A 22,045-nucleotide genomic window follows, 5' to 3' on the forward strand; every position below is an offset into this window, starting at 1 on the left:
GGGGCGGACGCACAATCAGGCGTCCCTACGGGGCGACGGGGATGCCTTTTTCCTTCAGGTAGGCCTCGCCGCGGCCTTTGATGTTTTCGTCCCAGTACTGCATCCATGAGGCGCCCTCGTCGGCGAGCCGGACCCAGTCGACGTCCATCGGACGCAGGTCCGCCTGACGCACCCAATCCGGCAACGACTCCGGCTGGATGTCCGTCCGCGTGGGGATGCGGTAGAACAGCCGGGACTGGTAGACCATCGCGCTGTCCGATGTCGCCATCTCGTAGAACTGGCGCGCTCGCGCGAGATTGGGGCCGTTCTTGACGAGTGCGATGCCGTCGGTGAGGACCGGGGTGCCGCTCGCCGGCACGAACCAGCCGAAAGGGTAGCCGTTGTCGCTCATCTGCAGGAAGATGTCGGGCATGTTCCAGAGCGTCACCTCCCCTTCCTCGCGCGCCAGTTTGAGGTAGAGCTGCGTCGGGTCGGCCGTATAGGTTTTGGTATTCATGTCCAGCCGCGCCAGCCAGGCGTAGCCGTCTTCCAGCGTCGGTTGCCGCATGATCATGGCCCCGAAAATGGTGCGCATCGTCGCGGAATCGAGGGGATAGCGGATGAGGATCCGATCTTTCCATTTCGGATCGAGCAGGTCGTCCCAATCGAGCGGCAACTCGGTATCCGGCAGCGTGCGGCTGTTAAAGGCGATCACCTCCGGGGTGTAGAACGTGCCGTACCAGAGGTCTTCGCCGCTCCGCGCCTGCGTGTCGATGTGGTCCGCCCAGGTTGGTCGGTAGGGTTCGAGCAGTCCTTCCGCGCCGGCACGTTCGAAGGCGACGTTCGACCCGCCCCACCACAGGCTCGCCTGCGGCCGCGCGCGCTCGGTCCGGATGCGGTCGTACGCATTCTGACCGCCCATGTCGAGCCACTGGACGTCGACGTCCGGATGCGCCTCCTCAAAGATCCGCTCGAAGGCCGACAGCATCTCCTTTCCGTGGGGCGAATAGATGACGAGGGTTTCTTTCTTCGATTCCGACGCACAGCCGGCGAACAGGAGGATGGCGACGAACAGGGTGTGCTTCATGAGGGATGGTGGGGTGAGGAAACAGGTGACGCAGGCTTCGGCCGGCGCATCAATTCTTGAACCGCTCGCTTTCAGGCAACGCACAGACATCCGTATCCGTTTCCAGCCTGTTCATTCCCGTTAACCAGCACTCGTCGAATACCGAACAATAACACATACTCACGCGGAACGTTTGGATCGTCCTGGCGATCGACGCGGCATGCTCGGGCGGCACATTGACGATCACCACGGAACCGTTAGCAGGAATCACACGCCCTCCTATCGTCCCGAAGTTAAAGGTGAACTCCTCGCCCAATCCAAGCCGGTCCCAGAGCTCGGCCCAGGAATGGACCAGCTCCTCATTCACAACCACGCGCACTGGGCCGATGCGGGCCGGTCCGACGCCCGTATTGACGGCCGTCAGGCGATACCCGGACACGCCGCGTTCCAGGAGCACCTCTACATTGGGCCAGACGGACATGCGTTGCTGCACCCGCATCAGATGCGCCTGGTAGATGGATACCGATACGGCGCACATGCTCAAGATGATGGCGGAAAAACCAATCAGCGAATCCGATCGTTGCCACCAGCGCACCGGCCGGCTTTCATGCGGTATCGGGTCAGGCATGGCGCGCTCCAACGTTATTCGACCAGACGCAGCTTCGCGAACTTCAGCGCCAGCTTCTTCTGCCCGACTTCCTTGAAAAAGACCGTCGCGCGCGCCTGGTCGCCCTGCCCCTCCATCGACAGCACCTTCCCCTCGCCGAACTGTTCGTGCTCGACGACGACGCCGGGGACGATGCGGCCGCCTTCGGTCTCGTCGTAGACGATGCGGCGATCGCCTGTTTTTTTGGCCGGCGGCTTCGGCTTCGGCGTCGTCAGGCTTTCGCGGTAATAGTGCGGATCGAGCCGTTCGTACGCGATGGTGCGTTTTTCGGTCGCCTGGAACCGGTTCGGGCGCTGCTCGAGCGACTCGCCGGCCTCGGTGAGCAATACGCTCGCATCGACCTCCTCGAGGAAGCGGCTCCGCATGCTCGAGGTCGTCTCGCCGTAGCGGAAACGGCTCCGCGCGAAGGAGAGAAACAGGTGCGACTTCGCCCGCGTCGCGCCGACGTAGAACAGCCGGCGCTCTTCCTCCAGCTCCTTGCGCTCCTGCGTGGCGTTGGCGAGGGGGAACAGGCCTTCCTCCAGGCCGGCGACAAAAACGACCTCGAACTCCAGCCCCTTCGAGGCATGCAGCGTCATCAGTGTGACCCGCTCGTCACGGTTGTCGGTCGCGTCCTGGTCGGTGAACAGCGACACCTGCTGGAGGAACGCGCTGAGCGAAGCCGTATCGCGCTCCAGCGCGGTGTATTCGGCGATGGCGTTGATGAGCTCCTGCACGTTTTCCCAGCGGACGAGCCCTTCCTGCGTCCCCTCGTCCCGGAGATCGGACAGGATGCCGGACTCCTTGATGAGTTCGCGCGCCACCTCGTCGGCCGGCCGATCGAAGGCCTGCGCCATGTAGGGCTTCACCATGTCGCGGAAGGCCGCGACGAGCCCTTGCGTCCGCGTCGGCAGCCCGATTTCGGGCAGCCGTTCGAGCGCCTCCCAGGCAGAGATGCCCTGGCGCTCGGCAAAGCCGAAGATCTCTTCCTGCGTCTTCGCGCCGATCCCGCGCACCGGATAGTTGATCACCCGCCGCAGACTCGCCACGTCGTTCGGGTTGACGGCCAGACGCAGATACGCCAGCACATCCTTGATTTCTCGCCGCTGGTAAAACGACATCCCGCCGACGACCCGATACGGGATGCCGCCGCGGCGGAGCGCGTCTTCGAGGGAGCGGCTCTGCGCGTTGGTGCGGTAGAGGACGGCGAAATCGGTAAACCGGTAGCCGGCGCGCACGCCGAGGTCGCGAATCCGGCGCTCGATCTTCTGCGCCTCGTCCTTCTCCGACACGGCCTCCATCAGCACGATCGGCGTCCCGTCACCGTTTTCGGTCCACAACGTTTTTTCGAGCTGGTCCTTGTTGTGCCCGATGATCGAATCGGCCAGGCGGAGGATGCGCTTCGAAGACCGGTAGCTCTGTTCGAGCCGGATCGTGACGGCGTTGGGGTAATCCCGCTGGAACGAGAGGATATTCCCGATGTCCGCGCCGCGGAAGGCGTAGATGCTCTGGGCGTCGTCGCCCACGACGCAGATGTTCTTGTGCCGCTCGGCGAGCGTCTTCGTCAGCAGGTACTGGGCGTGGTTGGTGTCCTGGTATTCGTCGATGTGGATAAACGACCAGCGGTTCTGATATTTTTCGAGGATGTCTGGCCGCAGCCGGAACAGTTCGATGGGTTTGATGAGGAGATCATCAAAATCCATCGCATTGGCGCGCTTGAGGGTCTCTACGTAGGGCTTATAGATGCGCGCGGCGAGGTCCTGATTATTCGTCGAGGCCAACCGCTGGTACTCGTCCGGCCCCACCATCTGGTTCTTGGCGCTCGAAATCAAAAACAGCATCGAGCGGGGGCTGAACTGCCGGGTGTCGATGTTGAGCGACCCCATGAGTTCCCGGATGATGCGTTCGGCGTCCTCGGTGTCGTAGATGGAGAAGTCGCGCGAGTACCCGAGCGCCTCGGCCTCCACGCGCATCATGCGGGCGAAGGTGGAGTGGAACGTGCCCATCCACATCCCGCCGGCCAGATCCGCCCCCACCAGCTTTTCGATGCGCTCCTTCATCTCCCGCGCCGCCTTGTTCGTGAAGGTGAGCGAGAGAATCTGATACGGCCGGGCCTTGTTCGTCGCCAGCAGGTAGGCGATGCGGTGCGTGAGCGTACGCGTCTTGCCCGACCCCGGGCCGGCGACGATCATCACCGGGCCATCCGTGGCCCGGACGGCCTCCTGCTGCCGCTCGTTGAGCCCCTGGAGAATCTGATCTGCCTGAATGGCCGGCGCCGGCGTCGCCTCGGCGTCGAAATCCAATCGGTACTGCCGCATGAACCTGTGCTGCGCAAAATGGAAGAGGACGAAGGGATCTCAAGATACCGAAATTCGTCCACCCGAACCGCCCGGCCAGATGAAAAAGTGGCGGGGTGCGCGACCGACTCCGTTCGCTGCGACAGCGCTATTTCTCGAGCGTCGCGCGGGCCTGACGCAGCAGCACGGCCTCTTCGTCCACGAACGCGTCGAACCAGAGCTTGCCCAGGAAGATCGCCGGCGGCGCGCACGCCTCGTGGCCGCCAAAATCCAGCGCCGCGACATCCACATCGACGGCCCCGTGCCGATGAAAGGCCTCGATGGCCATCTCGGCGTTCCGGAACGGCACCTGTTCGTCCTCGAGGCAATGAAAGAGCTTCATCGGAGCGCGGGGCTTCCAGTCGAACACGTCGTTTTCGCGCAACGCGCGGAGCAGCGGATGCGCCGGGTCTTGTGCCAGGTTTTCGAGAAACGAGGCGCTCAGCATGGCGCGGGGCACGTCGGGGAGGTGCGCGTTGATCTCGCGCCAGTCGAGGGCGCCGTCGAACAGCGCCGGCAGCGTCGTGTCGTACGGAGGGGCTAGCACCTCGGAAGGATTCTCGAAGAGGTCGTAGACCTGGTCGTAGGCGAAAAGCGTCAGCGGGAGATACACGGTGGTCGGATACGACCGGTCATCGACCATCTGCCCGAACATGACATCCGACAGGCTGTACGGGCCGGCCATCGGGGCCGACGCGGTCACCTCGAACTCGTCCGCATACTGCGCCTCGATAGCGCGATGCGCGGCCATGGTGGCGTACCCGCCTTCGGAGTAGCCCATCAGGAAGAGCTGGTCGCCCAGCAGCACGCCCTCGTCGGCACTGTACTGCCGCACGGCGCGGAGCATGTCGACGATCGCGGTGCTCAGGCTCGCCGCATGCACGTACGGATGCAGCCCGTCCGAGACGCCGAGACCGAGATAATCCGGCAGGGCCGTGATATACCCGCTCGCCCCGAACCCCATCCCGATCAGATCGAAATCGCGCATCGAGGCCACCCTGTCCTTCGCGATCGTGGTCCCGTGCTGATAACTGAGCAGCGGCGCCGGCGCGGTGAGGCCTTCCGGCACGGCGAGGGCGCCCGAGGCGACCGTGAGCGCGCCGTCCGTGTCGGTCGTGCGGTACAGCACCCGGTAGAGGGTCACGCCATACATCGGCCGGCCCGGCACGCCGGCCTCGCGCAGCCGCGCGGCCACGTCGTCCACCGTCACCGACGCGATCCGCTCCACCGACACGATGGTCCCGCGGCGGGGTTCGTCGCCGGCGCCGGCAAAAACGAGCAGCATGCTCATGATGGCTACGCAACGCCAGAAAAACGCGCGAGAGAGGACAGAAGAGGGGTATGCCGCCATGGCTGATCCGATCAATGAAACCCTGAGACCAAACCGGAACTACCATGGCGTGGCGCGCATGCTACGTCCCGTCCCCGGGGTATCGGAGTGCCCTCCAGGCGAAAAAGCTGCCGAACGTAACATCCATGACAAAACGCTTTGCTCTGGCCGCCGTGCTCACGGCCCTGCTCACCGCGCCGGGCGCCGCCCAGCAGACGGCCATCCTGCCGCTCGACATGCCGCCCCCCTCGTCGTACCGGACGGCCTCCGGCGCGCCGGGCGAGGCGTACTGGCAACAACGGGCCGATTACCGCATCGAGGCCTCGCTCGACCCGCTCACGCATCGGATCGAGGGGACGGTCACCATCACGTACACGAACAACAGTCCCCACGCCCTCACCTACCTCTGGCTGCAACTCGACCAGAACCTGTTCGTCCCGAACAGCCTCGGCGATCAGCGCTACGGCGCGGGTTCGCGCTGGCGCGGGGCCTTCGAGGGCGGCGGGATCGACATCGCGAACGCGGCCGTGTCGATGGGCGAGACGCTCGTCGGCGCCGCGCCGATCGTCGACGGGACCCGGATGCGCATCGACCTGCCGGCTCCGCTCGCGGCGGGCGGCGGCGTCGCCGAGCTGGCGATGGATTTCAGCTTCGTCATCCCCGAACATGGCGCCGACCGCATGGGCCGGCTCGATGTCGAGCAGGGACCGATCTACCAGATCGCGCAGTGGTACCCGCGGATGGCGGTGTACGATGATGTCGAAGGCTGGAATACGTTGCCCTACCTCGGCCAGGGCGAATTTTATCTGGAATACGGCGACTTCGACGTGTCGCTGACCGTGCCGTCCGACTTCGTCGTCGTGGCCACGGGCTCCCTCCTCAACCCGGAGGATGTCTACACCCCGGATCAGGCCGAACGCATCGAACAGGCGCGTACCAGCGAGACGACCGTATCCATCGTCGACGTGTCCGACGCCGGCGCCCCGGACCGCCGGCCGCAGGGCGAACCGATGCTGACGTGGCGCTTCCGGGCGGAAAACGTCCGGGACTTCGCCTGGGCGGCCTCGCCGGCTTTCCTGCTCGACGCCGCCGGCTGGAACGGCGTCCTGCTCATGTCGGCCTATCCGAAAGAGGCGCTGGGCTCGAACGACGCCCCCGGCTGGGAGCGCGCGACGGACTACCTGCGCCAGGCCATCAAGCTGCACTCCGACCGCTGGCACGCCTATCCTTACCCGACCGCGATCAACGTGGCGGGCCGCGTGCGCGGCATGGAGTACCCGATGCTGATCTTCTGTGCGATGGACGACCGGGGGCAGGACCTCTTCGGCGTCACCGATCACGAGATCGGCCATACCTGGTTTCCCATGCTCGTCGGCTCCGACGAACGCCGGCACGCCTGGATGGACGAGGGGCTCACGACGTTCATCAACTACTACGCCAACCGGTCTATGTATGGCGACGACGCCGATCGCCTCGCCGCGTTCTCGCCCGACTCCATCGCCAGCCGGATGGCCGGCCCCGGCGGCGCCCTGCCCAGCACGACGCCGCCCGACCGCATGCCCCCCGAAGCGAGGGGTTTCCTCTCCTACCGGAAGCCGGCCTTCGCCCTGGTGCTGTTGCGCGAGTATGTGCTCGGGCCCGAGCGCTTCGACCCGGCTTTTCGCGATTACATCCTCCGCTGGGCCTACCGACACCCCCAGCCGGCCGACTTCTTCCGCACCATGGAAGACGGCACGGGCGAAGACCTCTCCTGGTTCTGGCGCGGCTGGTTTTACGGCTCGGGCGTGTTTGACCCGTCGGTGGAGCCGGCGGAACAGAACGCGTTCATCATCCGCCAGCCGAACGGCGTGCTGATGCCGCTCGACATCCGCATCGTGTTTCAGGACGGCAGCGACCAGCGGCTGCGGCTGCCCGCACAGGGCTTCGCCGGCCAGGATCAGGTGCATCTCGTCCCCCGGCAGCCGGATGTGGCCGCCATCGTCATCGACCCGGACCATCGCCTCCCGGATGCCGATCGGGCCAACAACCGGTGGCCGCGGTAGCCCGACTTTTCGCTTCTCTTTTCGCGGGGAAATCCTATCTTACGCCGGCCTCAGCCTGCGTCACCCACCCCCCGGCCTACGCCGCTCACCCCCTCCTGTCCCGCAATCATCGCGTCTATGACCACCCTCGTGTACATCCTCCGCGGCCTGTTCGGTGTGGCCGTCCTGGTCGGCATCGCCTACGCCGTTTCATCGAACCGCCGGGCCGTAAACTGGCGACTGGTCGGGGTAGGCGTCCTGCTGCAGCTGATTTTCGCGCTGCTGGTGCTCAAGACCGGGCCGGGGCGCGCCGTGTTCGAGTTCATCGGGGGCGTGTTCTCCCGCGTGCTCAGCTTCACGTTCGAGGGGTCGCGGTTCATTTTCGGTCCGCTCGGCATACCCCAGGGCCAGGAAGGCTCGATCGGCTCCATTTTCGCGTTTCAGGTGCTGCCCACGATCGTGTTTTTCGGCGCCCTGATGGGCATGTTGTATTACCTGAGGCTGATCCAGCCCGTGGTGCGCGGCATGGGCCGGTTCATGGCGAAAACCATGAAGATCTCCGGCGCGGAATCCCTCGCCACCGCCGCCAACGTATTTATCGGGCAGACCGAGGCGCCCCTCGTCGTCCGGCCCTACATCCAGGGCATGACGCGCAGTGAACTGATGACGCTGATGACGGGCGGGATGGCCACCATCGCCGGCGGCGTGCTGGCCTCGTACATCCTCTTTCTCGGTGGCGACGACCCCGTGGCGCGCGTGGCCTTCGCCGGCCACCTGCTCTCGGCCTCGATCATGAGCGCCCCCGCGGCTATCGTGATGGCGAAAATCATCGTCCCGGAGACCGAGGCGCCGGCGACGACCGGCGAGATCGCCATGGAAGTGCCCACCCAGGGTTCCAACGTGCTCGAAGCCACGGCCGACGGCGCCAGCGAAGGCCTCAAACTCGCGCTCAACGTCGGCGCCATGCTCCTGGCCTTCATTGCCCTCCTCGCGCTCGTCAACTACCTGCTCGGGATCGCCGGCCGGCCGGTCATCTTTGGATGGGAAGCCTACGACCTGAACGGCGTAATCGCCAACTGGACGGGCGGACGGTTCACGAGCCTGTCGCTCCAGTCCATCTTTGCCTTCCTCTTCGCCCCGATCGCCTGGGCCATGGGGGTCCAATCCAACGAGATCCTGCTCTTCGGCTCCCTGCTCGGGGAAAAGATCGCGGTCAACGAGTTCATCGCCTACCTCTCGCTCGGCAACCTGAAAGACGTGCTCAGCGAACGCACGACCATCATCGCCGCCTACGCCCTGTGCGGGTTCGCCAACTTCTCGTCGATCGCGATCCAGATCGGGGGCATCGGCGGCATCGCGCCGCAACGCCGCAGCGACGTCGCCAGACTCGGCATCCAGGCCGTCATCGGCGGGGCGCTGGCGTCGTGGATGACGGCGACGATCGCCGGCATGCTCATCGGCTGACGCGCTCAGCCGGCCTCCTGCGTGTTCGCGCTGCTGAACGAGATGCGAAAACGGGCCCACGCCGGCACCGGCTGCCATTCCTTCTTCTGAAAGATGTAGGCCGGCAGCCAGCGCATCCGCGTCGTGGCCTCCATCGCGATCTGATCCAGCACGGGGTGGATGCTTTTGATCAACTCGACGGACTGCGGCACGCCCTCCTGGTCGAGCCGCACCTGGAGCACGACCGCGCCGCCAATCCCCTGCTCGCGGAGGCTGTCAGGGTAGATGATCGGCACGTCCTTGCCCAGCTCGAGCTTGGCGCGCGGCTCCCTGAAATGCCGCGCCAGCAGCTTGTAGGCTTTCCGCTTGAAGTTCTCGACATCCTGCACGGGGTCGCTCGTAAACGCGACGTCCGCCAGCAGCGGCTTGATATGCGCCGTGAAGAGGGAATCCACGATCACGGGTTCGTTCCGGAACAGACGGATCAGGCTGCGTTTCACGGCGCGCTCGAACTGCGCCCGATCGTTGCGGCGCATCGCGGCGACCTCGCCCGGCGCCAGAAAAACCACGTCGTCGTCTTCCAGCGACATATCGTCGATGGTCTCCATCTTCGGATAAAAGCCCGACGTATCCTGGCCGGCCAGCCACCAGCGCGCGCCGGCGCCCTCCCAGCCCTCCGGCGGCCCATACCGCATCGCGGGTTCCGTCGCGCAGCCCGCGGCGAAAACGATGGAAACGAAGACAATAAGCGCGAATACTGCCGGTTTAAACCGCATGGATACAGATAGCCCTCCAACGAGGTCCATGGTTGCGAAGTCCGTTGCTACACAGACAAAAAAGAGGCGGGAATGTTGCCGGTAGCGATCAATCGGCCGAAGAAGAGACGTTGCTCTCGGGCAACGCATTGGCGAGGCGAACGAAGTATTGCCGGCGATCCATGGCCACCACGCGCACCTCGCTGCCGGCGGCGATGAACTCGCCTTCCGTACGCACTTCGATCCGCCGGCCGCCGATGTCGACGATGCCCGTCGGGCGAAGCGGCGTGATCGCGACACCCTGCTGCCCCAGCACGCGCGAGCGATCCTCGCTCTCCCGGGCGATCAACTGATCGTCCCGGCGCAGACTCGTCGCCAGAATAAACCGGTCCCACGCGCCGGATCGCCAGAGCCAGTAGAACGACGCCCCGAATGCCACCGAGGCGCCAACCAGCGCGATGGAGCCTCCCACAAATCCATGCTCGGAAAACGAGTAGCCGACGCCGAACAGGATGAGGAGCACCCCCACGATCCCGACCACATTAAACCCCGGCACCAGATAGACTTCGACGAGGATCAATCCGACGCCGGCCGCAATCAGGGCTATGGGGATGAGGAAATCCAATGGGATCGTGGTGCGCGTTACGGGAAAATAATGGGTGGGTGTACGGGCTAGGCGCGGGATGTTTCATTTCCCTCGGCGAGGGAGGTCACAGGCTGCACCTCCACCCGGCTGCCGCGGACCTGGACGACCCGCACGGCGCTGCCGGCTGGAATGTACTCTCCTGACGTGACAACATCTACCCGACGCGCCATTTCTCCCACCGAAAGCTCCACCGTGCCGGCCGGGCGCAGCGGCGTCAGGGCGCGTCCGACCGCGCCGAGCCACTCCTCGTGCGTGTCCGCCGAGGTATAGCCGTCGGCGCTTGTCAATTCCGGCGCGAGCACGAGCCGGTTGAACCGCTGCGATTGCGGCAGGATGCGGCCCAGCGAGAAGATCAGCACCACGAGCAGGACCATCGTGATCGCCATCGTCCCGATGGCGGACGTGATCGAGGCCATGTCGGGAAACGCGAGGCCGACGTTGCCGACCAGCGCGGCGAACAACGACCCCACGATGAGGATCAGCCCGGTGATGCCGGCCACGCCGAAGCCCGGTATCACAAAGATTTCCGCCAGCAGCAGGATCACACCGATCCCGAACAGGACGATCTCCCAGCTTTCCACCAGGCCCATCATGTAGTTCGGCGCAAAAAACAGCGCGGCGCCCACGCCGGCCATCAGCCCCGCGAAGCCCACACCCGGCGACTGCAACTCGAAATACAGGCCGCCCATCATCATGAGCATGAGGAGGGATTGCAGCACAGGCGAACCGAGGAAACGAAGCGCCTTTTCGGTGCCCGTCACGTGATGATCGAATCGCCGGCTCTCGTCGATCCCGAGCGCGGCCAGCACCGCGGGCAGATCCTCCATCTCAGCGTCCGCGACGCCGATCCGGAGCGCCTCCCGGGTCGAGAGCGTGAGCAGTTCGCCGGCTTTCGAGATCCCTTCCACTTCCAGGGAGTCGTCTACCATCGCCTCCGCCACCCGCGGGTCGCGCCCGTTGGCCTCGGCCGTCGCGCGCATCAGGCCGCGCATGTAGCTCTGGTATTTCTCCGCCGCCTTTTTCCCGCTCCCGCCTTCCACGACGGTGGCCGCCCCGATCGAGGCGCCCGGTGCCATCACGATCCGGTCGGCGGCATACGAAATCAGCGCCCCGGCCGACGCGGCGTTCTTGTCGATGAAGGCTACCGTCGGAATCGGTGTATTGAGGATGGTTTTGCGGATTTGATCGGCCGCATCGACCAGCCCGCCGAAGGTGTCGACATGATAGACGATGACGGATGCCCCGGCCTCCTCGGCCTCGCTGGTGGCGCGGTCAATGTAGCTGGCGAGCGCGGCGTCGATCGTTTCATCGATCGGGACGATATACGCCGGCCCCGCCCCGAGCGGCTCCGGAAAGTCGATTTTACCCGCCTGCTGCGCCAGAGCCGGCGTACAGGCCAGTAGGACGACCAGCGCCGTCAGCTGTGCGCGAAGGATGTGCAGCGTACCTTTCATGACCGATCCAGGTTGGTTGAGCCTGTCAGTAGGTACGCGAAACGCAGGGTGAAGATTCACCCCGCAGGCCGCCTCAATACTCCGTGATCACGGGTGTGCCCACGTTGACGAGCGCCCAGAGTTCGTCCATCTGCTCGTTGCGGATCGCCACGCAGCCCTGGGTCCAGTTCGTGCCGCCGCCGGTGCCGCTGCCGTGGATCTCGATCCAGCCCCCGAGCTGGGTGTCCATCGGCGGCATGTCGCCGCGTTCTTCGGCCGCCACGATCGCGTCGCGCTGCTCGCGCGAGATGATGCCGTCCTGAAAGCCCCGGTCGGCATCCTCGGCGTTCGGGTAGTTGAGCACGAACGCTTTGTAGAACTTGCTGTTGGGATTCTTGGAGACGACGAAGAACGTCCCTTCCGGTGTACGCCAGTCGTCGGGCGAGCTGAGGTTACCGCGCCGGATCTTGTCGGATACCACGTTGGCGCCGAAATCGGCGGGGATCTTGCGCACGAGTTCGGTGCCCCGGTACACATACACGGCCTTGCGCCGTTTGGAGACCCGAATCCAGACATTCGAGATCGCGCCGGTCTGCACATACCCCTGCTCGCCCGAGCGGGTGCGAACGCGGCTCCAGGCGGGATTGCGCTCGATCACGATGAGCGGCTCGCGAAAACGCAGCGCGAGATACGCCTGCGCGTCGCTCGGACTCCGATAGAGCATCCCGTCGCGCGACACCGTGTAATAAAGTCGCCGCGCATCGGCGAAATCGTCATCCTCCGAAAAGAGACCGACAAAAGCGGTCGTGACGAGCAGAAGCAGGTGGAGCGTGGTCCAGAGCATCAGCGTACGTATAAGGCCGGCAGTGAGTTAGCGAAACGGGTGAACCTATTACATTCGACATAAATCTAGGTGATTTAAGTCCAATCGACAAGTCGGTCTGGCGGAAAGATGCCCCGCTTTCAGCGCGAAAGCGCCCGATTCTTCGCCAGACAGACCTCGTAGGCCTCCACGACGCCGGCGATACGCGGCGCCGTGACCCGATGTACGGCCGACTTGACGGCCTCGATCGCATTCTGCGGAGCAAAAGAGGTACCAACCGCCTTCAGCGCCTCGAGGTCGCCGCTGCTGTCGCCGATGTACGCCATGCCGGCGAGCGGTACGTCCAGCTGCTCGGACAGCCACGCCATCCCGATGTGTTTGCTGATGCCCTCCGGCAGGACATCGATCGACAGGTTGGTGCGATGCACGGTAAGGCGGGGATGATGAACCGCCACGCGCTCCTCCACCACGGGCATCCAGCGGTCGATCTCCTCGGAAAACGGACTGATCATCCCGGGCTGCGTCCGCTTCGCAAAATCGAACAGCAGCGACGACCCCGGGATGCAGTGTTCGACCATCCACCGCCCCAGCGCCTCCACCTCTTCGCGGAGGTCGTCCGAAAAGGCGGGATGCCACTGCACGCGGGCGGAAACGGGGTCAAAGATGCCCCCGCCGCTCTCGAAGAGGACGGGCACGACGAGGCCGAGCGTCTGCGTGAGCGCCTCCACGTAGGGAAACGGCCGGCCCGAACAGAGGCCCAGAGCCGGGTAATGCGGCGAGGAATCCAGCCGCCCCCCGAGCCGCGCGAGGTCCGCGAGCCGGCTCATCGAACCGAGATCGAAGGCCTGATACGGCTCGCCAAGGCAGCCGTCGATATCCGACACGAACAGCCGTACCCGCGGCGAGGGATGTTCCGTCATGCGATCGGGTCAGGAGGGCTTGAGCAGGTCGCCCAGTTCGGCGATCAACTCGTCCGAAATGCCCATCGAGCTGAAGCCGCCGTCGTGAAACAGATTCTGCATCGTGACCATGCGGGTGAGGTCGCTCAAAAGCGTGATGGTGTAGTCGGCACAGCTCCTCGCGTCCGGGTTGCCCAGGGGCGACATGCGCTCGGCGAATTCGAACAGGGCGTCGAAGCCGCTGATGCCCGAGCCGGCGGTGGTCCGCGTCGGACCCTGCGAGATCGAGTTGATCCGAATGCCCCGCTTCCCGAGGCGATAGCCGAACGAGCGGACGATGCTTTCGAGCAGCGCCTTCGCATCCCCCATCTCGGAATAGGCCGAGAAGATGCGCTGCGCGCCGATGTAGGTCAGCGTCACAATCGACGCCTTGTCGGCAATGGCGCCCGTTTCGAGGCCGTGATGGATGGTGCGGTGCAGGCTGATGGCCGAGATGTCGAGCGTCTTCTGGAACCACTCGTAGTTGAGCGCCTCATAGGGCCGGTTCTTGCGCACGTTGAGCCCCATCCCGATCGCATGGACGATAAAGTCGACGGTGCCGTACTGCGCCTTCGCTTCTTCGAAGAGCGTCTTCAGGTCCTCGTCGCTCGTGGCGTCGGCCCAGACGAGCGGGCTGCCCGTCTTTTCGGCGAGCGCATCGAGCGAGCCGATCCGCTTGGCGACGGGCGCATTCGAAAGGATGAATTTCCCGCCTTCCTCATGGACGCGTTCCGCGATCGCCCAGGCGATGCTGCGTTCTTCGAGCGCGCCAAAGATGATGCCTTTTTTCCCTTTGAGGAGGCCCAAGCCTGTAGTTTCCATATCGACGTAAGGATGGATAGAATCGAGTGGAGCGTCTGTTTTCGGCCGCTAAACTAGGACCCACGGGGCGTACATCCTACCTGCCCCGGCGAGCGAAGCCGAAATTCATCGCCAATCTAAACGTCGCTCAGGGCATGAGATCCTTCACGGCGTCCAGGATGGCGAGCAATTCGTGGTGGATATGGCCGTTGGTTGCCGCGATCTGGCGATCGAAAAGACGCTCCGGCACGTTGTAGTAATTCGTCGCCATGCCGCCGCCCTCGGCGATGAGCACGACGCCGGCGGCAAGGTCCCACGGCATGAGCCCGCTCTCGAAAAACGCGTCAAAGCGCCCGCACGCGACATACGCCAGATCGGTCGCCGCGCTGCCCGTGCGGCGGACGCCGCGCGAGGCGCGGAGGAGCCGGCTCAGGACGTCCATAAACGCATCGATGTGCTCGAACCGGGTATACGGAAACCCCGTGACAAGCAGGCTCTGGTCGAGCGTGGCATGGGTGCTCACGCGCCCCGGCCGGCCGTTCACGAACAGCCCCTGGCCGGTCACGGCCGTAAACAGCTCATCCCGCGACACCTCGTACACCACCCCGACGACCGGCTTGCCCTCGTCCTGCAACCCGATGCTGACGGCATACGGCGGGACGCCGTGGGCGAAATTGGTCGTGCCGTCGACGGGGTCGATGATCCAGCGCCAGCCGGCCACCTCCCGCGCGGCCTCGGCCAGCACCGTCCCCTCCTCGCCGAGCACGGTCGACTCCGGGAAGGCGTCGAGCAGCCGGCGCGTGATCAGCGCCTGCGAGGCGACATCGATTTCCGTGACGAGGTCGTGCGTCGCCTTTTCGCGGACCTGGCCTTCCTGGAGCCGGCCGGCGTGCATGGCGATCAGTCGGCCGGCATCCATCGCGGCCTGTACGGCCACATCGCGGGCCCTGGTATAACGTTGCGTTGTTTTTTCGCTCACGGGAATCGGGGTTTGATAGGAAGATGCTGCACGGCGCCGAGAATGCGGCCGCACGGCTCAGAACGACCCAGAACGGCCCTGTCGCAACCGCAGACCGTCCGCCGGGTTAGAAGGAGCGACTCCAGGATTCTGCCACGCATCGCAAACGATGAAGCATCGCGTTCTCCTCGCTTTCCAACGGCTCGCGCTCGCAGGGCCGCTCCTTGTCGCCCTCGCCGCGTGCGGCGAAAGCGCGTCGCCCACGCCCGGCGAAGCCGTGTATGCGACGTATGAAAACGCGTTCAACCAGGATGCGGCCGAACGGGATTCCGTCCTCACCGCTTTTGCGACCGCAGACACCGAACCCATCCGGCAGGCTTTCGCCCAACTGCCTCATTTTGCGTTTACGCGCTACTTCAGGACGGAGCAGTTGGACAAGGATGCGTACCTCGTCGCCTTCCGGGAACGCACCGTACGCCACAGCGGCCTCCCCGGAACGCGGCGGTTCGAGGTGATCGACCAGGATTCATCCGGCACGTTCGATTTCGGGTTCTTCGAACGGTTCGTGTCGGCCAACGTCGAGAAGCAGGACCCGAAGGACCTCGCCCCCTATCTGCTGCCCGAGGATCCCCCCTATCTGGCCCCCCGCGACTACGAGGCGTATTTCTACCGGATGCGACCGGACACGCTCATGACCAACGGCGTATCCAGGGTGTATGAAGTGCGCGCGCGGCCCGAGCAGGGCGACGGCAAAAACATCCGGCGCGTGCGGCTGTACGTGGACCGGGCCTCGAACGTCCTGGTCGCCGTTCAGCTCGAACGAATCGACCTCGCCCTCTTTTTCAGGGAAGAAAGCCGCTATTTCGTGCACATCCAGAACGTCGAGGGTGCGTGGGTGCCCTGGAATACGCGTTTCGAATCGCTGATCGTGATGCCGTTCCGCCCGCCGCAACGATTCCGCACCGTTGCCTCCTACAGCGAGGTCCGGCCGGTCACGCAAGAAGGGGTCTGATGCCGGCTGCGTAGTGCTCGCGGGCGCTCTAGCGCTCTCGAAGGCGCGGCGCGAGGTCGGGATGCCGCGCGAGGACGCCGAGGGTGGAATCCTGTTCGATAAAGCGCGGATCCAGCACCCGATCGTCCAGCCCGCTCAGCAGCAGGGATATGGCGGCTTGCTGCCGGCCCTGCAGGAGGAATACCCGCGCCAGCTGGTAGTGTGCGGCGGCGTACCCGGGGTCCCTGGCGCGCGCGACCCGTGCGAACGACTCCGCCAGATCGAGTTCGTCGACCTGCGCGGCTACCTGTGACAGCTGGATATGGAGGTCGGCGTTTTCATTGGTGATCTGGCCGGCGGCCTTGCGCAGGGATTCCCGCGCCACGCCCGGACGGCCCGCAAGCCGGGCCGACTCCGCCAGGATCCAGTAGGCCTGCCCGTCACTCGGATTCAGCTCCGTGGCGCGCTGCGCGTCCGGCAGCGCCTCGTCGTACCGCTTGAGCGCGAGGAGCACCTCTGCGCGAAGCCGCAGGGCCTCCGGATGATCCGGCGACAGGCGCAGCACCTCGTCGGCCCGCACCTTGGCTTCGAGCAGACTCCCGCCGCTCCGCCAGGCCGTTTCCGCGCGGTGCAGTTCGGCCTGAATGTTCGGCTGGAGCGGACGCACCTGGGCCATCCCATCCCGGCCGGCGCCGGCCAACAACACGGCCATCGCCATCCCTAGAAACCACGACCTTTTCATGTGCGTCTCTTGCTTCCTTCGTCCAATATGAGCCATCATGCACCGGCTCAGTCAAGAATCGTTCCAGCCGGGAAGATACGTCCAAACGCCCCCTTTTCCTCCCATCCGTACAGAAAACCGCGCAGCGTCTGGCCTGCTCATGCTACAGCCCCACGTACCCGATTCGCCCTCCGACGCCTGGGACGCACTCGATCGCTGCCGATGGATGGGTACGCCGCGCCGTATTTACGAATCGATCGATTCGACGAACATCGCCGCATCGGCCTGGGCGCGCGGGGGCGCGCCGAACGGAGCCATCGTCATCGCCGACTACCAGACCGCGGGCCGCGGCCGGCATCAGCGCGCGTGGCAGGCTGAGCCGGGCAAAAACCTGCTCTTCTCCCTCATCCTCCGTCCTGTCCTGCCGCTCGAACGCGTCAGCGTGCTGCCCCTGCTGGCCGGCCTCGCCGCGGCCCGCGCGATAGACGGGTTTGCGTCCCCCGTCGTCGTATCGCTGAAATGGCCCAACGACGTGTACATCGACGGCAAAAAATGCGGGGGTATGCTGCTCGAATCCAGCCAGAGCGGCGGGCTCCAGCAGCCGCCGGAGTTCATCGTCCTCGGGATCGGCATCAACGTCAACCAGGCCAGCTTTCCGGACCCGATCGCCTCCTCGGCCACCTCCCTCGTGCTGGAGACGGGCCGCTTTGTGGCGCGGGACGCCCTGCTGGCGCACCTCCTGATCGAACTCGAAACGATGTACGACCAGATGGGGAATGACGACGCCCTGGCCCGTCTGCTGGGCGAATACGAGTCGCGCATGTACCGGTTCGGCGAGCAGGTGGACGTGCGGGTCGCCGGCGGGGGCGCCGGCTATCGAGGCTTTATCGAGGGGGTTTCACCGGGTGGAGCCCTCCAGCTGCGCACCGAAGAAGGCGTCGTATCCCTGCACGCCGGCGAAGTGACGCTGCGTCCCCTTCCCCACGCCTAGCGGCCGTTCCAGCGGTCGCTGAGGGCGGTATAATAACCGCCGTACACAAATCCCTGAAGCGCCCGGTCGACCGACACGTGCGGGATGTAGCGTTCTTCCAGGGCTTCGAGCGGCATCACGACGCGCTCCGGCTCGCGGATCACCGGATCGAACAGCAGGGCCTCGTCCCCGTCGCGGAGCATCACCCAGGTGTGGCCGACCCGCGTGCAGTCGTCAGACTGGATCCAGCCGGCGACAAATTCGGCGTCGTAGCCCAGTTCGACGAGCCGTCGCCAGGTCCAGAGCGAAAAGTCCTCGCAATCGCCTACCCGTTTGCGTTCGAACAGCAAGGGGTGCTGCCAGTAATCTACGGCATCGAACTGGTCGACATCCCGCGCATAATCGCAATCCAACACCCACTGCCGCACATCGTCGATGCTGCGCACGGAGTCCGACAGGCTGCCCGAGAAATACCAGGAGAAGGGATGACGGGAGCCGGCCCCGTACGCATGGACCGGGACCGCAAAACGGTACCGCATCCACGGATCGGGATGGATGGTGGTCAGCAGAAACCGCTGAACCGATCGTTGAAGAGAGCCGTAGGCGCGGCTGCCGGCCGTCCGTATCGCTCCGAGCATAACGGGCAGGTTCGTGTGAAAATCAGAATACCGCTTCCTACGGATCGAGGGGCGGACAGTTACACGCCCCTCAGCCGATCAGCGCCTTGATGCGCGAGATCACCAGATCGATAGCCACCCGGTTATGGCCGCCTCGGGGGATGATGAGATCGGCGCGCCGGCGGGAGGGCTCGACGAACTGGAGGTACATGGGGCGCACCGTGTGCTCGTATTGAAGGAGGATGTCTTCGATCGAGCGGCCCCGCTCGGTGAGGTCACGTTTGATGCGGCGAACGAGCCGCACATCGTCGTCGGTATCGACGAAGATCTTGATATCCATCCGCGCCGCGAGCTCGGTCTCGGCGAGCACGAGGATGCCGTCGACGATGATGACCGGTCGCGGCTCCACGCAGACGGTTTCCGGCCGGCGGGTGTGCCGCTGAAAATCGTAGGTCGGTTTCTGGATCGATCGGCCTTCCAGGAGTTGCTCCAGATGCTGGAGCAGGAGTTCCGTCTCGAGCGAATCCGGGTGATCGAAATTGATGGCGCGGCGCGCTTCGATGGGGAGATGGCAGAGATCGCGATAATACGCGTCGTGCTCGATGACGGCGATGTGTCCGGCGTCGAGGTCGTTGACGATGTGCCGCAACACGGTGGTTTTACCCGAACCCGATCCGCCGGCGATTCCGATGACGACAGGCCGCCGATGCATACGTCGCTTCGCGATTCAGGCGCGACGCACCATGGCCACCACGCCCGTGCGGGTGGTTTCATCCCAGGAGGATTCGGAGTCGTCGTAGACGTAGCCGGCGGGGTGCTCCCAGTCCTTGAGGTCTTCCATCCGCTCGATGGCCTCGCGCACGATGACGTTGACGAGCTGGCCGCGGAGCGGCTTCACGCCGTGGGTGATCGCCTTGCGTTCCCCGTTTTCTTCCTCGAAGAACCGGAGTTCGATCATCTGCTCGTAGGTGTGTTCGTCGTCCCAGGCCTCCTTGTGCGACGAGGGGAGGAGATTCCACACGATATGCCCCTTGACGGCTTCGTTGAGCAGCGGGCTGATATACGGCCGCCAGTACCGCGACACGCGGCCCATCTCCGGCAGGACGGCGTCGATGCGGAGGCGGTAGTCGGGAATCAGATCGTCGGGGCGGAGTAGACCGAACAGGCCGGAGACGATGATGCCGTTTTCGAGGAGGCGGCGTTGGGCGCCCGTGGGCAGGCCGGCGAAGTCCATCGACTTGTACATGGTGCCGGGACTGTATCGCTGCATCGCCGACATGAGCGGGGCGTCGAAAATGGTCATGTTGGCCGCGATGGCCTGTTCGAGCGTCTCGCCCTTGACCCCGAAGACCGTTTCAAGGTCGCGCCCGGCTTCGATGATCTCCTGGAGGGCCGTGATGAGTTTGCGGCGCTCGGGATTGAGATCGTTGAAGTAATTGAACGTGCTCGACGACCGGTAATCGAACATATCCGGGGCAAACGGATTGCCGCCCGGACATTTTCCTTCGGATGGTGGCAGGAGGATCGAGAACCTGGGCATGAATGTGCCGATTCAGCTGAGGCAGGAAGTAAACAACCCGCTGGCCCCGGTGTCGGCCAGTGGCGACGGTCAGTTGGAGGCAGGCGTGCCCGACGGACCGTGACGGCGTACTTCGCCCATCAAGGCGTCGATATCGTCCTGGATGCGTTGCGCCCGGTTGCGCGCATCGGCAACGATGGCGTCGCCTTTCTGGCGCGCATCGCCAGGCACTTCCGGATGCACCATGTTCTCGACGAACGTGTTGACCTGATCCGCAAGATTTTCCAGCTGGTAGGTGAGCCGGCGACGGATCTTCTGCCCCTCTTCAGGCGCCAGCAGCAGTCCGAGCGCAAATCCGGTCGCCCCACCAATGAGGGCCCCCCAGATGCCGGCGCGAACGAGACTTCCTGCGGTGTACTCTTTCATATGCAGACCGGTTGGATTAGGTGGCTACAACTCACGCGTTCAGGTCGATTTAACGACCCCAACATCTTCGCAGTTTCTGGCGAACACGCATGCGCGGGCTGCACGATAGGGCGCGCAAAGGGGGACACGCAAAGGAACGGACCCTTTGGCGAGGCCTTGACCCCGGGCTAGATAAAAAAAGCTACCGCCGGGAAACCGACCGCAGCTTTGGACCGTCACGGTCTAGCCAGTCGCCTAGCGGTTCTTCTTCTTATGGCGATTCTTACGCAGACGCTTCTTGCGCTTGTGCGTTGCAATCTTGTGCCGTTTGCGTTTACGACCACAGGGCATAGAGACTCCTCTTAAAACGATTGTCGGAATGCATGACGAACTGGCCACGACCAGCCGAAACTAGCTCCCCTTAAACACGGTCATGTTCCCGCTGTTTCCGTCCATTCCATCTTTTGATCGCGAAGCGTGTGTGAACGACGCACACGGCGCGCGACCGGAACGAAGTGTTCCCGGCACTGGTTGGTAAGCCTTCGCCAGGGATACTACCAGGTACACTCCGGAGAAACCCGCTCCGCATCGCCGTCGCCATGATCCAGACCTTTCCCCACTTCCGCATGCCGCTTCTGGCCGTGCTGTTCGCCGTCCTGGCGGCCGGCTGCTCGCCGCGTGTGTCGTTCCTCTATGTGGATTACGAAATCGACGGCGACCCGGCGACGATGCCGGCGCGGGTGGCGGAAGGCTTCGAGGCAGCCGGCTGGCAGGTGACCGGCTCCGAGATCGAGAACGCGATCCGCACCGAATCCCGGACGTTCAACCGGCGGATTCTGTACAAGACCATCGCCTACATGGAGGCCGTCCCGATCGGTGACGACTACGTCCGCGTCTATATCCACCCCTTCCGCCATCCGTTCATCGGTGCGCGCAACAAGCTGCCCTACATGCCGGCGCCCCTGCGACGCAGCGTCTTCCCCGACCTCACCGAAGCGCTCGAAGCCCGGGAAATCTATCTGCGCGGCGCCCCCAGGCCGGAGTTGCCGGTTCAGTAGAAGGGAGAATGGTTCCAGGTTTGAGGTTCAAGGTTTAAGGGCGGCAATCCTTTAAGCCTCCCTTGAACCTCAAACCTGGAACCCTCGGAAACCTTGGCCCGCCCTTTGCCGTGTATAGACCCTACGCGCTCGGGCCGATACACCTGACAGGGTGGCAGGCTGAAAGCGACGTTCTTTGTACATACTGGGGATGTTCTGGCTTCGACGGGTGGACTGTGTTCCGTAGGTAGCCGTGTCGGGCCTCTTGGCAAGCCCGTATAAACTGCTGAGAACCAAGTAACTGCGAACGATTACTCGTACGCGATGGCCGCTTAAGGTAACCCCTTAAGTTAGTGCTATCTGTCCAAAGCGTGGTGCGTCCATTGGCGCGCGGCGGGCATCATCTACAATGGACTGGCTGCAAGGGCGCTGGTTGAGCCTGCGCAGTGAGAACCAATCAACCTCAGCCCTTTCCCGGCCCCGTCAATTGGCTAAGGAAAACGGTGAAGCTCAAATAGATTGACTACGCACGTAGAGGCTTGCGTGTGCACCCATTCGGACCCGGGTTCGACTCCCGGCATCTCCACAGGTTACTGGCCCTAAGTTCATA

The 22,045-nt window shown here is 64.3% G+C and carries 21 protein-coding genes and 1 other RNA gene; 6 read left to right on the forward strand and 16 right to left on the reverse strand.

Annotated features, from left to right (window positions below; all coding sequences use genetic code 11):
- Positions 1 to 25 precede the first annotated feature (25 nt).
- The 4 genes from R2834_22275 to R2834_22290 form a co-directional block, all read right to left on the reverse strand.
- Positions 26 to 1,066 (reverse strand): extracellular solute-binding protein, encoded by a 1,041-nt coding sequence (locus tag R2834_22275; protein ID MEZ4703071.1) that lies wholly within the window; start codon positions 1,064 to 1,066, stop codon positions 26 to 28.
- A 49-nt stretch (positions 1,067 to 1,115) separates the two neighbouring features.
- Positions 1,116 to 1,673 (reverse strand): hypothetical protein, encoded by a 558-nt coding sequence (locus tag R2834_22280; GenBank protein MEZ4703072.1) that lies wholly within the window; start codon positions 1,671 to 1,673, stop codon positions 1,116 to 1,118.
- A gap of 14 nt (positions 1,674 to 1,687) precedes the next feature.
- A complete protein-coding gene (locus R2834_22285) occupies positions 1,688 to 4,009 on the reverse strand; it encodes a UvrD-helicase domain-containing protein (GenBank protein MEZ4703073.1) in 2,322 nt (773 codons plus the stop codon).
- 127 nt (positions 4,010 to 4,136) lie between these two features.
- Positions 4,137 to 5,318: a lipase family protein gene (locus tag R2834_22290; GenBank protein MEZ4703074.1), complete on the reverse strand. Its 1,182-nt coding sequence runs from the start codon at positions 5,316 to 5,318 to the stop codon at positions 4,137 to 4,139.
- Between the two features lie 185 nt (positions 5,319 to 5,503).
- Here R2834_22290 and R2834_22295 point away from each other — a divergent pair, with 185 nt between their 5' ends.
- Together R2834_22295 and R2834_22300 are read left to right on the forward strand one after the other, a co-directional pair.
- Entirely contained in the window at positions 5,504 to 7,399 is a 1,896-nt protein-coding gene (locus R2834_22295) for a M1 family metallopeptidase (GenBank protein ID MEZ4703075.1), read from the forward strand.
- A 117-nt stretch (positions 7,400 to 7,516) separates the two neighbouring features.
- Positions 7,517 to 8,842 carry a nucleoside transporter C-terminal domain-containing protein gene (locus R2834_22300; GenBank protein MEZ4703076.1) on the forward strand — a complete coding sequence of 442 codons (1,326 nt, stop codon included), beginning with the start codon at positions 7,517 to 7,519 and terminating at the stop codon, positions 8,840 to 8,842.
- 5 nt (positions 8,843 to 8,847) lie between these two features.
- On the opposite strand, the gene R2834_22305 is transcribed toward R2834_22300, so the two are convergent.
- The 7 genes from R2834_22305 to R2834_22335 form a co-directional block, all read right to left on the reverse strand.
- Positions 8,848 to 9,597 carry an energy transducer TonB gene (locus tag R2834_22305; protein MEZ4703077.1) on the reverse strand — a complete coding sequence of 250 codons (750 nt, stop codon included), beginning with the start codon at positions 9,595 to 9,597 and terminating at the stop codon, positions 8,848 to 8,850.
- A gap of 88 nt (positions 9,598 to 9,685) precedes the next feature.
- Positions 9,686 to 10,201, reverse strand: coding sequence for an NfeD family protein (locus R2834_22310; protein MEZ4703078.1), 516 nt, complete (start codon positions 10,199 to 10,201; stop codon positions 9,686 to 9,688).
- A 47-nt stretch (positions 10,202 to 10,248) separates the two neighbouring features.
- Positions 10,249 to 11,676: an NfeD family protein gene (locus tag R2834_22315; GenBank protein MEZ4703079.1), complete on the reverse strand. Its 1,428-nt coding sequence runs from the start codon at positions 11,674 to 11,676 to the stop codon at positions 10,249 to 10,251.
- A 73-nt stretch (positions 11,677 to 11,749) separates the two neighbouring features.
- On the reverse strand, positions 11,750 to 12,499 hold the full coding sequence (locus R2834_22320) for a L,D-transpeptidase family protein (protein MEZ4703080.1): 750 nt from the start codon (positions 12,497 to 12,499) through the stop codon (positions 11,750 to 11,752).
- Positions 12,500 to 12,618: 119 nt separating this feature from the next.
- Entirely contained in the window at positions 12,619 to 13,398 is a 780-nt protein-coding gene (locus tag R2834_22325; protein ID MEZ4703081.1) for an HAD hydrolase family protein, read from the reverse strand.
- A 9-nt stretch (positions 13,399 to 13,407) separates the two neighbouring features.
- Positions 13,408 to 14,238: an SDR family oxidoreductase gene (locus tag R2834_22330; protein ID MEZ4703082.1), complete on the reverse strand. Its 831-nt coding sequence runs from the start codon at positions 14,236 to 14,238 to the stop codon at positions 13,408 to 13,410.
- A 127-nt stretch (positions 14,239 to 14,365) separates the two neighbouring features.
- Positions 14,366 to 15,196 (reverse strand): inositol monophosphatase family protein, encoded by an 831-nt coding sequence (locus R2834_22335; protein MEZ4703083.1) that lies wholly within the window; start codon positions 15,194 to 15,196, stop codon positions 14,366 to 14,368.
- Between the two features lie 148 nt (positions 15,197 to 15,344).
- On the opposite strand from R2834_22335, the gene R2834_22340 reads away from it, so the two are divergent.
- Positions 15,345 to 16,187 (forward strand): hypothetical protein, encoded by an 843-nt coding sequence (locus R2834_22340; GenBank protein MEZ4703084.1) that lies wholly within the window; start codon positions 15,345 to 15,347, stop codon positions 16,185 to 16,187.
- A 28-nt stretch (positions 16,188 to 16,215) separates the two neighbouring features.
- Here R2834_22340 and R2834_22345 read toward each other — a convergent pair whose 3' ends face one another.
- On the reverse strand, positions 16,216 to 16,908 hold the full coding sequence (locus R2834_22345) for a tetratricopeptide repeat protein (protein ID MEZ4703085.1): 693 nt from the start codon (positions 16,906 to 16,908) through the stop codon (positions 16,216 to 16,218).
- A gap of 139 nt (positions 16,909 to 17,047) precedes the next feature.
- On the opposite strand from R2834_22345, the gene R2834_22350 reads away from it, so the two are divergent.
- On the forward strand, positions 17,048 to 17,878 hold the full coding sequence (locus R2834_22350; GenBank protein MEZ4703086.1) for a biotin--[acetyl-CoA-carboxylase] ligase: 831 nt from the start codon (positions 17,048 to 17,050) through the stop codon (positions 17,876 to 17,878).
- Here R2834_22350 and R2834_22355 read toward each other — a convergent pair.
- From R2834_22355 to R2834_22370, 4 genes are all read right to left on the reverse strand, one after another.
- The gene (locus R2834_22355) at positions 17,875 to 18,495 is read right to left on the reverse strand and encodes a hypothetical protein (GenBank protein MEZ4703087.1); all 621 of its coding nucleotides are present in this window, start codon (positions 18,493 to 18,495) and stop codon (positions 17,875 to 17,877) included. The two genes, R2834_22350 and R2834_22355, sit on opposite strands and share 4 nt — an antisense overlap.
- A gap of 70 nt (positions 18,496 to 18,565) precedes the next feature.
- Entirely contained in the window at positions 18,566 to 19,186 is a 621-nt protein-coding gene (gene udk, locus R2834_22360; GenBank protein ID MEZ4703088.1) for a uridine kinase, read from the reverse strand.
- 15 nt (positions 19,187 to 19,201) lie between these two features.
- A complete protein-coding gene (gene yaaA, locus R2834_22365) occupies positions 19,202 to 20,014 on the reverse strand; it encodes a peroxide stress protein YaaA (protein MEZ4703089.1) in 813 nt (270 codons plus the stop codon).
- A 69-nt stretch (positions 20,015 to 20,083) separates the two neighbouring features.
- Positions 20,084 to 20,419, reverse strand: coding sequence for a YtxH domain-containing protein (locus R2834_22370; protein MEZ4703090.1), 336 nt, complete (start codon positions 20,417 to 20,419; stop codon positions 20,084 to 20,086).
- 578 nt (positions 20,420 to 20,997) lie between these two features.
- Here R2834_22370 and R2834_22375 point away from each other — a divergent pair.
- Positions 20,998 to 21,456: a hypothetical protein gene (locus R2834_22375; GenBank protein ID MEZ4703091.1), complete on the forward strand. Its 459-nt coding sequence runs from the start codon at positions 20,998 to 21,000 to the stop codon at positions 21,454 to 21,456.
- A 186-nt stretch (positions 21,457 to 21,642) separates the two neighbouring features.
- Positions 21,643 to 22,024: a transfer-messenger RNA gene (gene ssrA, locus R2834_22380) on the forward strand.
- Positions 22,025 to 22,045: the final 21 nt, after the last annotated feature.

The sequence above is a fragment of the Rhodothermales bacterium genome, assembly GCA_041391505.1.
GTDB lineage: Bacteria > Bacteroidota > Rhodothermia > Rhodothermales > JAHQVL01 > JAWKNW01.

Excerpts from the sequence above, each read along its gene's own strand:
- R2834_22370 (MEZ4703090.1), bottom strand. The coding sequence starts at position 20,419 with ATGAAAGAGTACACCGCAGGAAGTCTCGTTCGCGCCGGCATCTGGGGG.
- R2834_22290 (MEZ4703074.1), bottom strand. The coding sequence starts at position 5,318 with ATGAGCATGCTGCTCGTTTTTGCCGGCGCCGGCGACGAACCCCGCCGC.
- R2834_22325 (MEZ4703081.1), bottom strand. The coding sequence starts at position 13,398 with ATGACGGAACATCCCTCGCCGCGGGTACGGCTGTTCGTGTCGGATATC.
- R2834_22305 (MEZ4703077.1), bottom strand. The coding sequence starts at position 9,597 with ATGCGGTTTAAACCGGCAGTATTCGCGCTTATTGTCTTCGTTTCCATC.
- R2834_22285 (MEZ4703073.1), bottom strand. The coding sequence starts at position 4,009 with ATGCGGCAGTACCGATTGGATTTCGACGCCGAGGCGACGCCGGCGCCG.
- R2834_22345 (MEZ4703085.1), bottom strand. The coding sequence starts at position 16,908 with ATGAAAAGGTCGTGGTTTCTAGGGATGGCGATGGCCGTGTTGTTGGCC.
- R2834_22320 (MEZ4703080.1), bottom strand. The coding sequence starts at position 12,499 with ATGCTCTGGACCACGCTCCACCTGCTTCTGCTCGTCACGACCGCTTTT.
- R2834_22295 (MEZ4703075.1), top strand. The coding sequence starts at position 5,504 with ATGACAAAACGCTTTGCTCTGGCCGCCGTGCTCACGGCCCTGCTCACC.
- R2834_22330 (MEZ4703082.1), bottom strand. The coding sequence starts at position 14,238 with ATGGAAACTACAGGCTTGGGCCTCCTCAAAGGGAAAAAAGGCATCATC.
- R2834_22275 (MEZ4703071.1), bottom strand. The coding sequence starts at position 1,066 with ATGAAGCACACCCTGTTCGTCGCCATCCTCCTGTTCGCCGGCTGTGCG.
- R2834_22375 (MEZ4703091.1), top strand. The coding sequence starts at position 20,998 with ATGATCCAGACCTTTCCCCACTTCCGCATGCCGCTTCTGGCCGTGCTG.
- yaaA (MEZ4703089.1), bottom strand. The coding sequence starts at position 20,014 with ATGCCCAGGTTCTCGATCCTCCTGCCACCATCCGAAGGAAAATGTCCG.
- R2834_22355 (MEZ4703087.1), bottom strand. The coding sequence starts at position 18,495 with ATGCTCGGAGCGATACGGACGGCCGGCAGCCGCGCCTACGGCTCTCTT.
- R2834_22340 (MEZ4703084.1), top strand. The coding sequence starts at position 15,345 with ATGAAGCATCGCGTTCTCCTCGCTTTCCAACGGCTCGCGCTCGCAGGG.
- R2834_22300 (MEZ4703076.1), top strand. The coding sequence starts at position 7,517 with ATGACCACCCTCGTGTACATCCTCCGCGGCCTGTTCGGTGTGGCCGTC.
- R2834_22280 (MEZ4703072.1), bottom strand. The coding sequence starts at position 1,673 with ATGCCTGACCCGATACCGCATGAAAGCCGGCCGGTGCGCTGGTGGCAA.
- R2834_22315 (MEZ4703079.1), bottom strand. The coding sequence starts at position 11,676 with ATGAAAGGTACGCTGCACATCCTTCGCGCACAGCTGACGGCGCTGGTC.
- R2834_22350 (MEZ4703086.1), top strand. The coding sequence starts at position 17,048 with ATGCTACAGCCCCACGTACCCGATTCGCCCTCCGACGCCTGGGACGCA.
- udk (MEZ4703088.1), bottom strand. The coding sequence starts at position 19,186 with ATGCATCGGCGGCCTGTCGTCATCGGAATCGCCGGCGGATCGGGTTCG.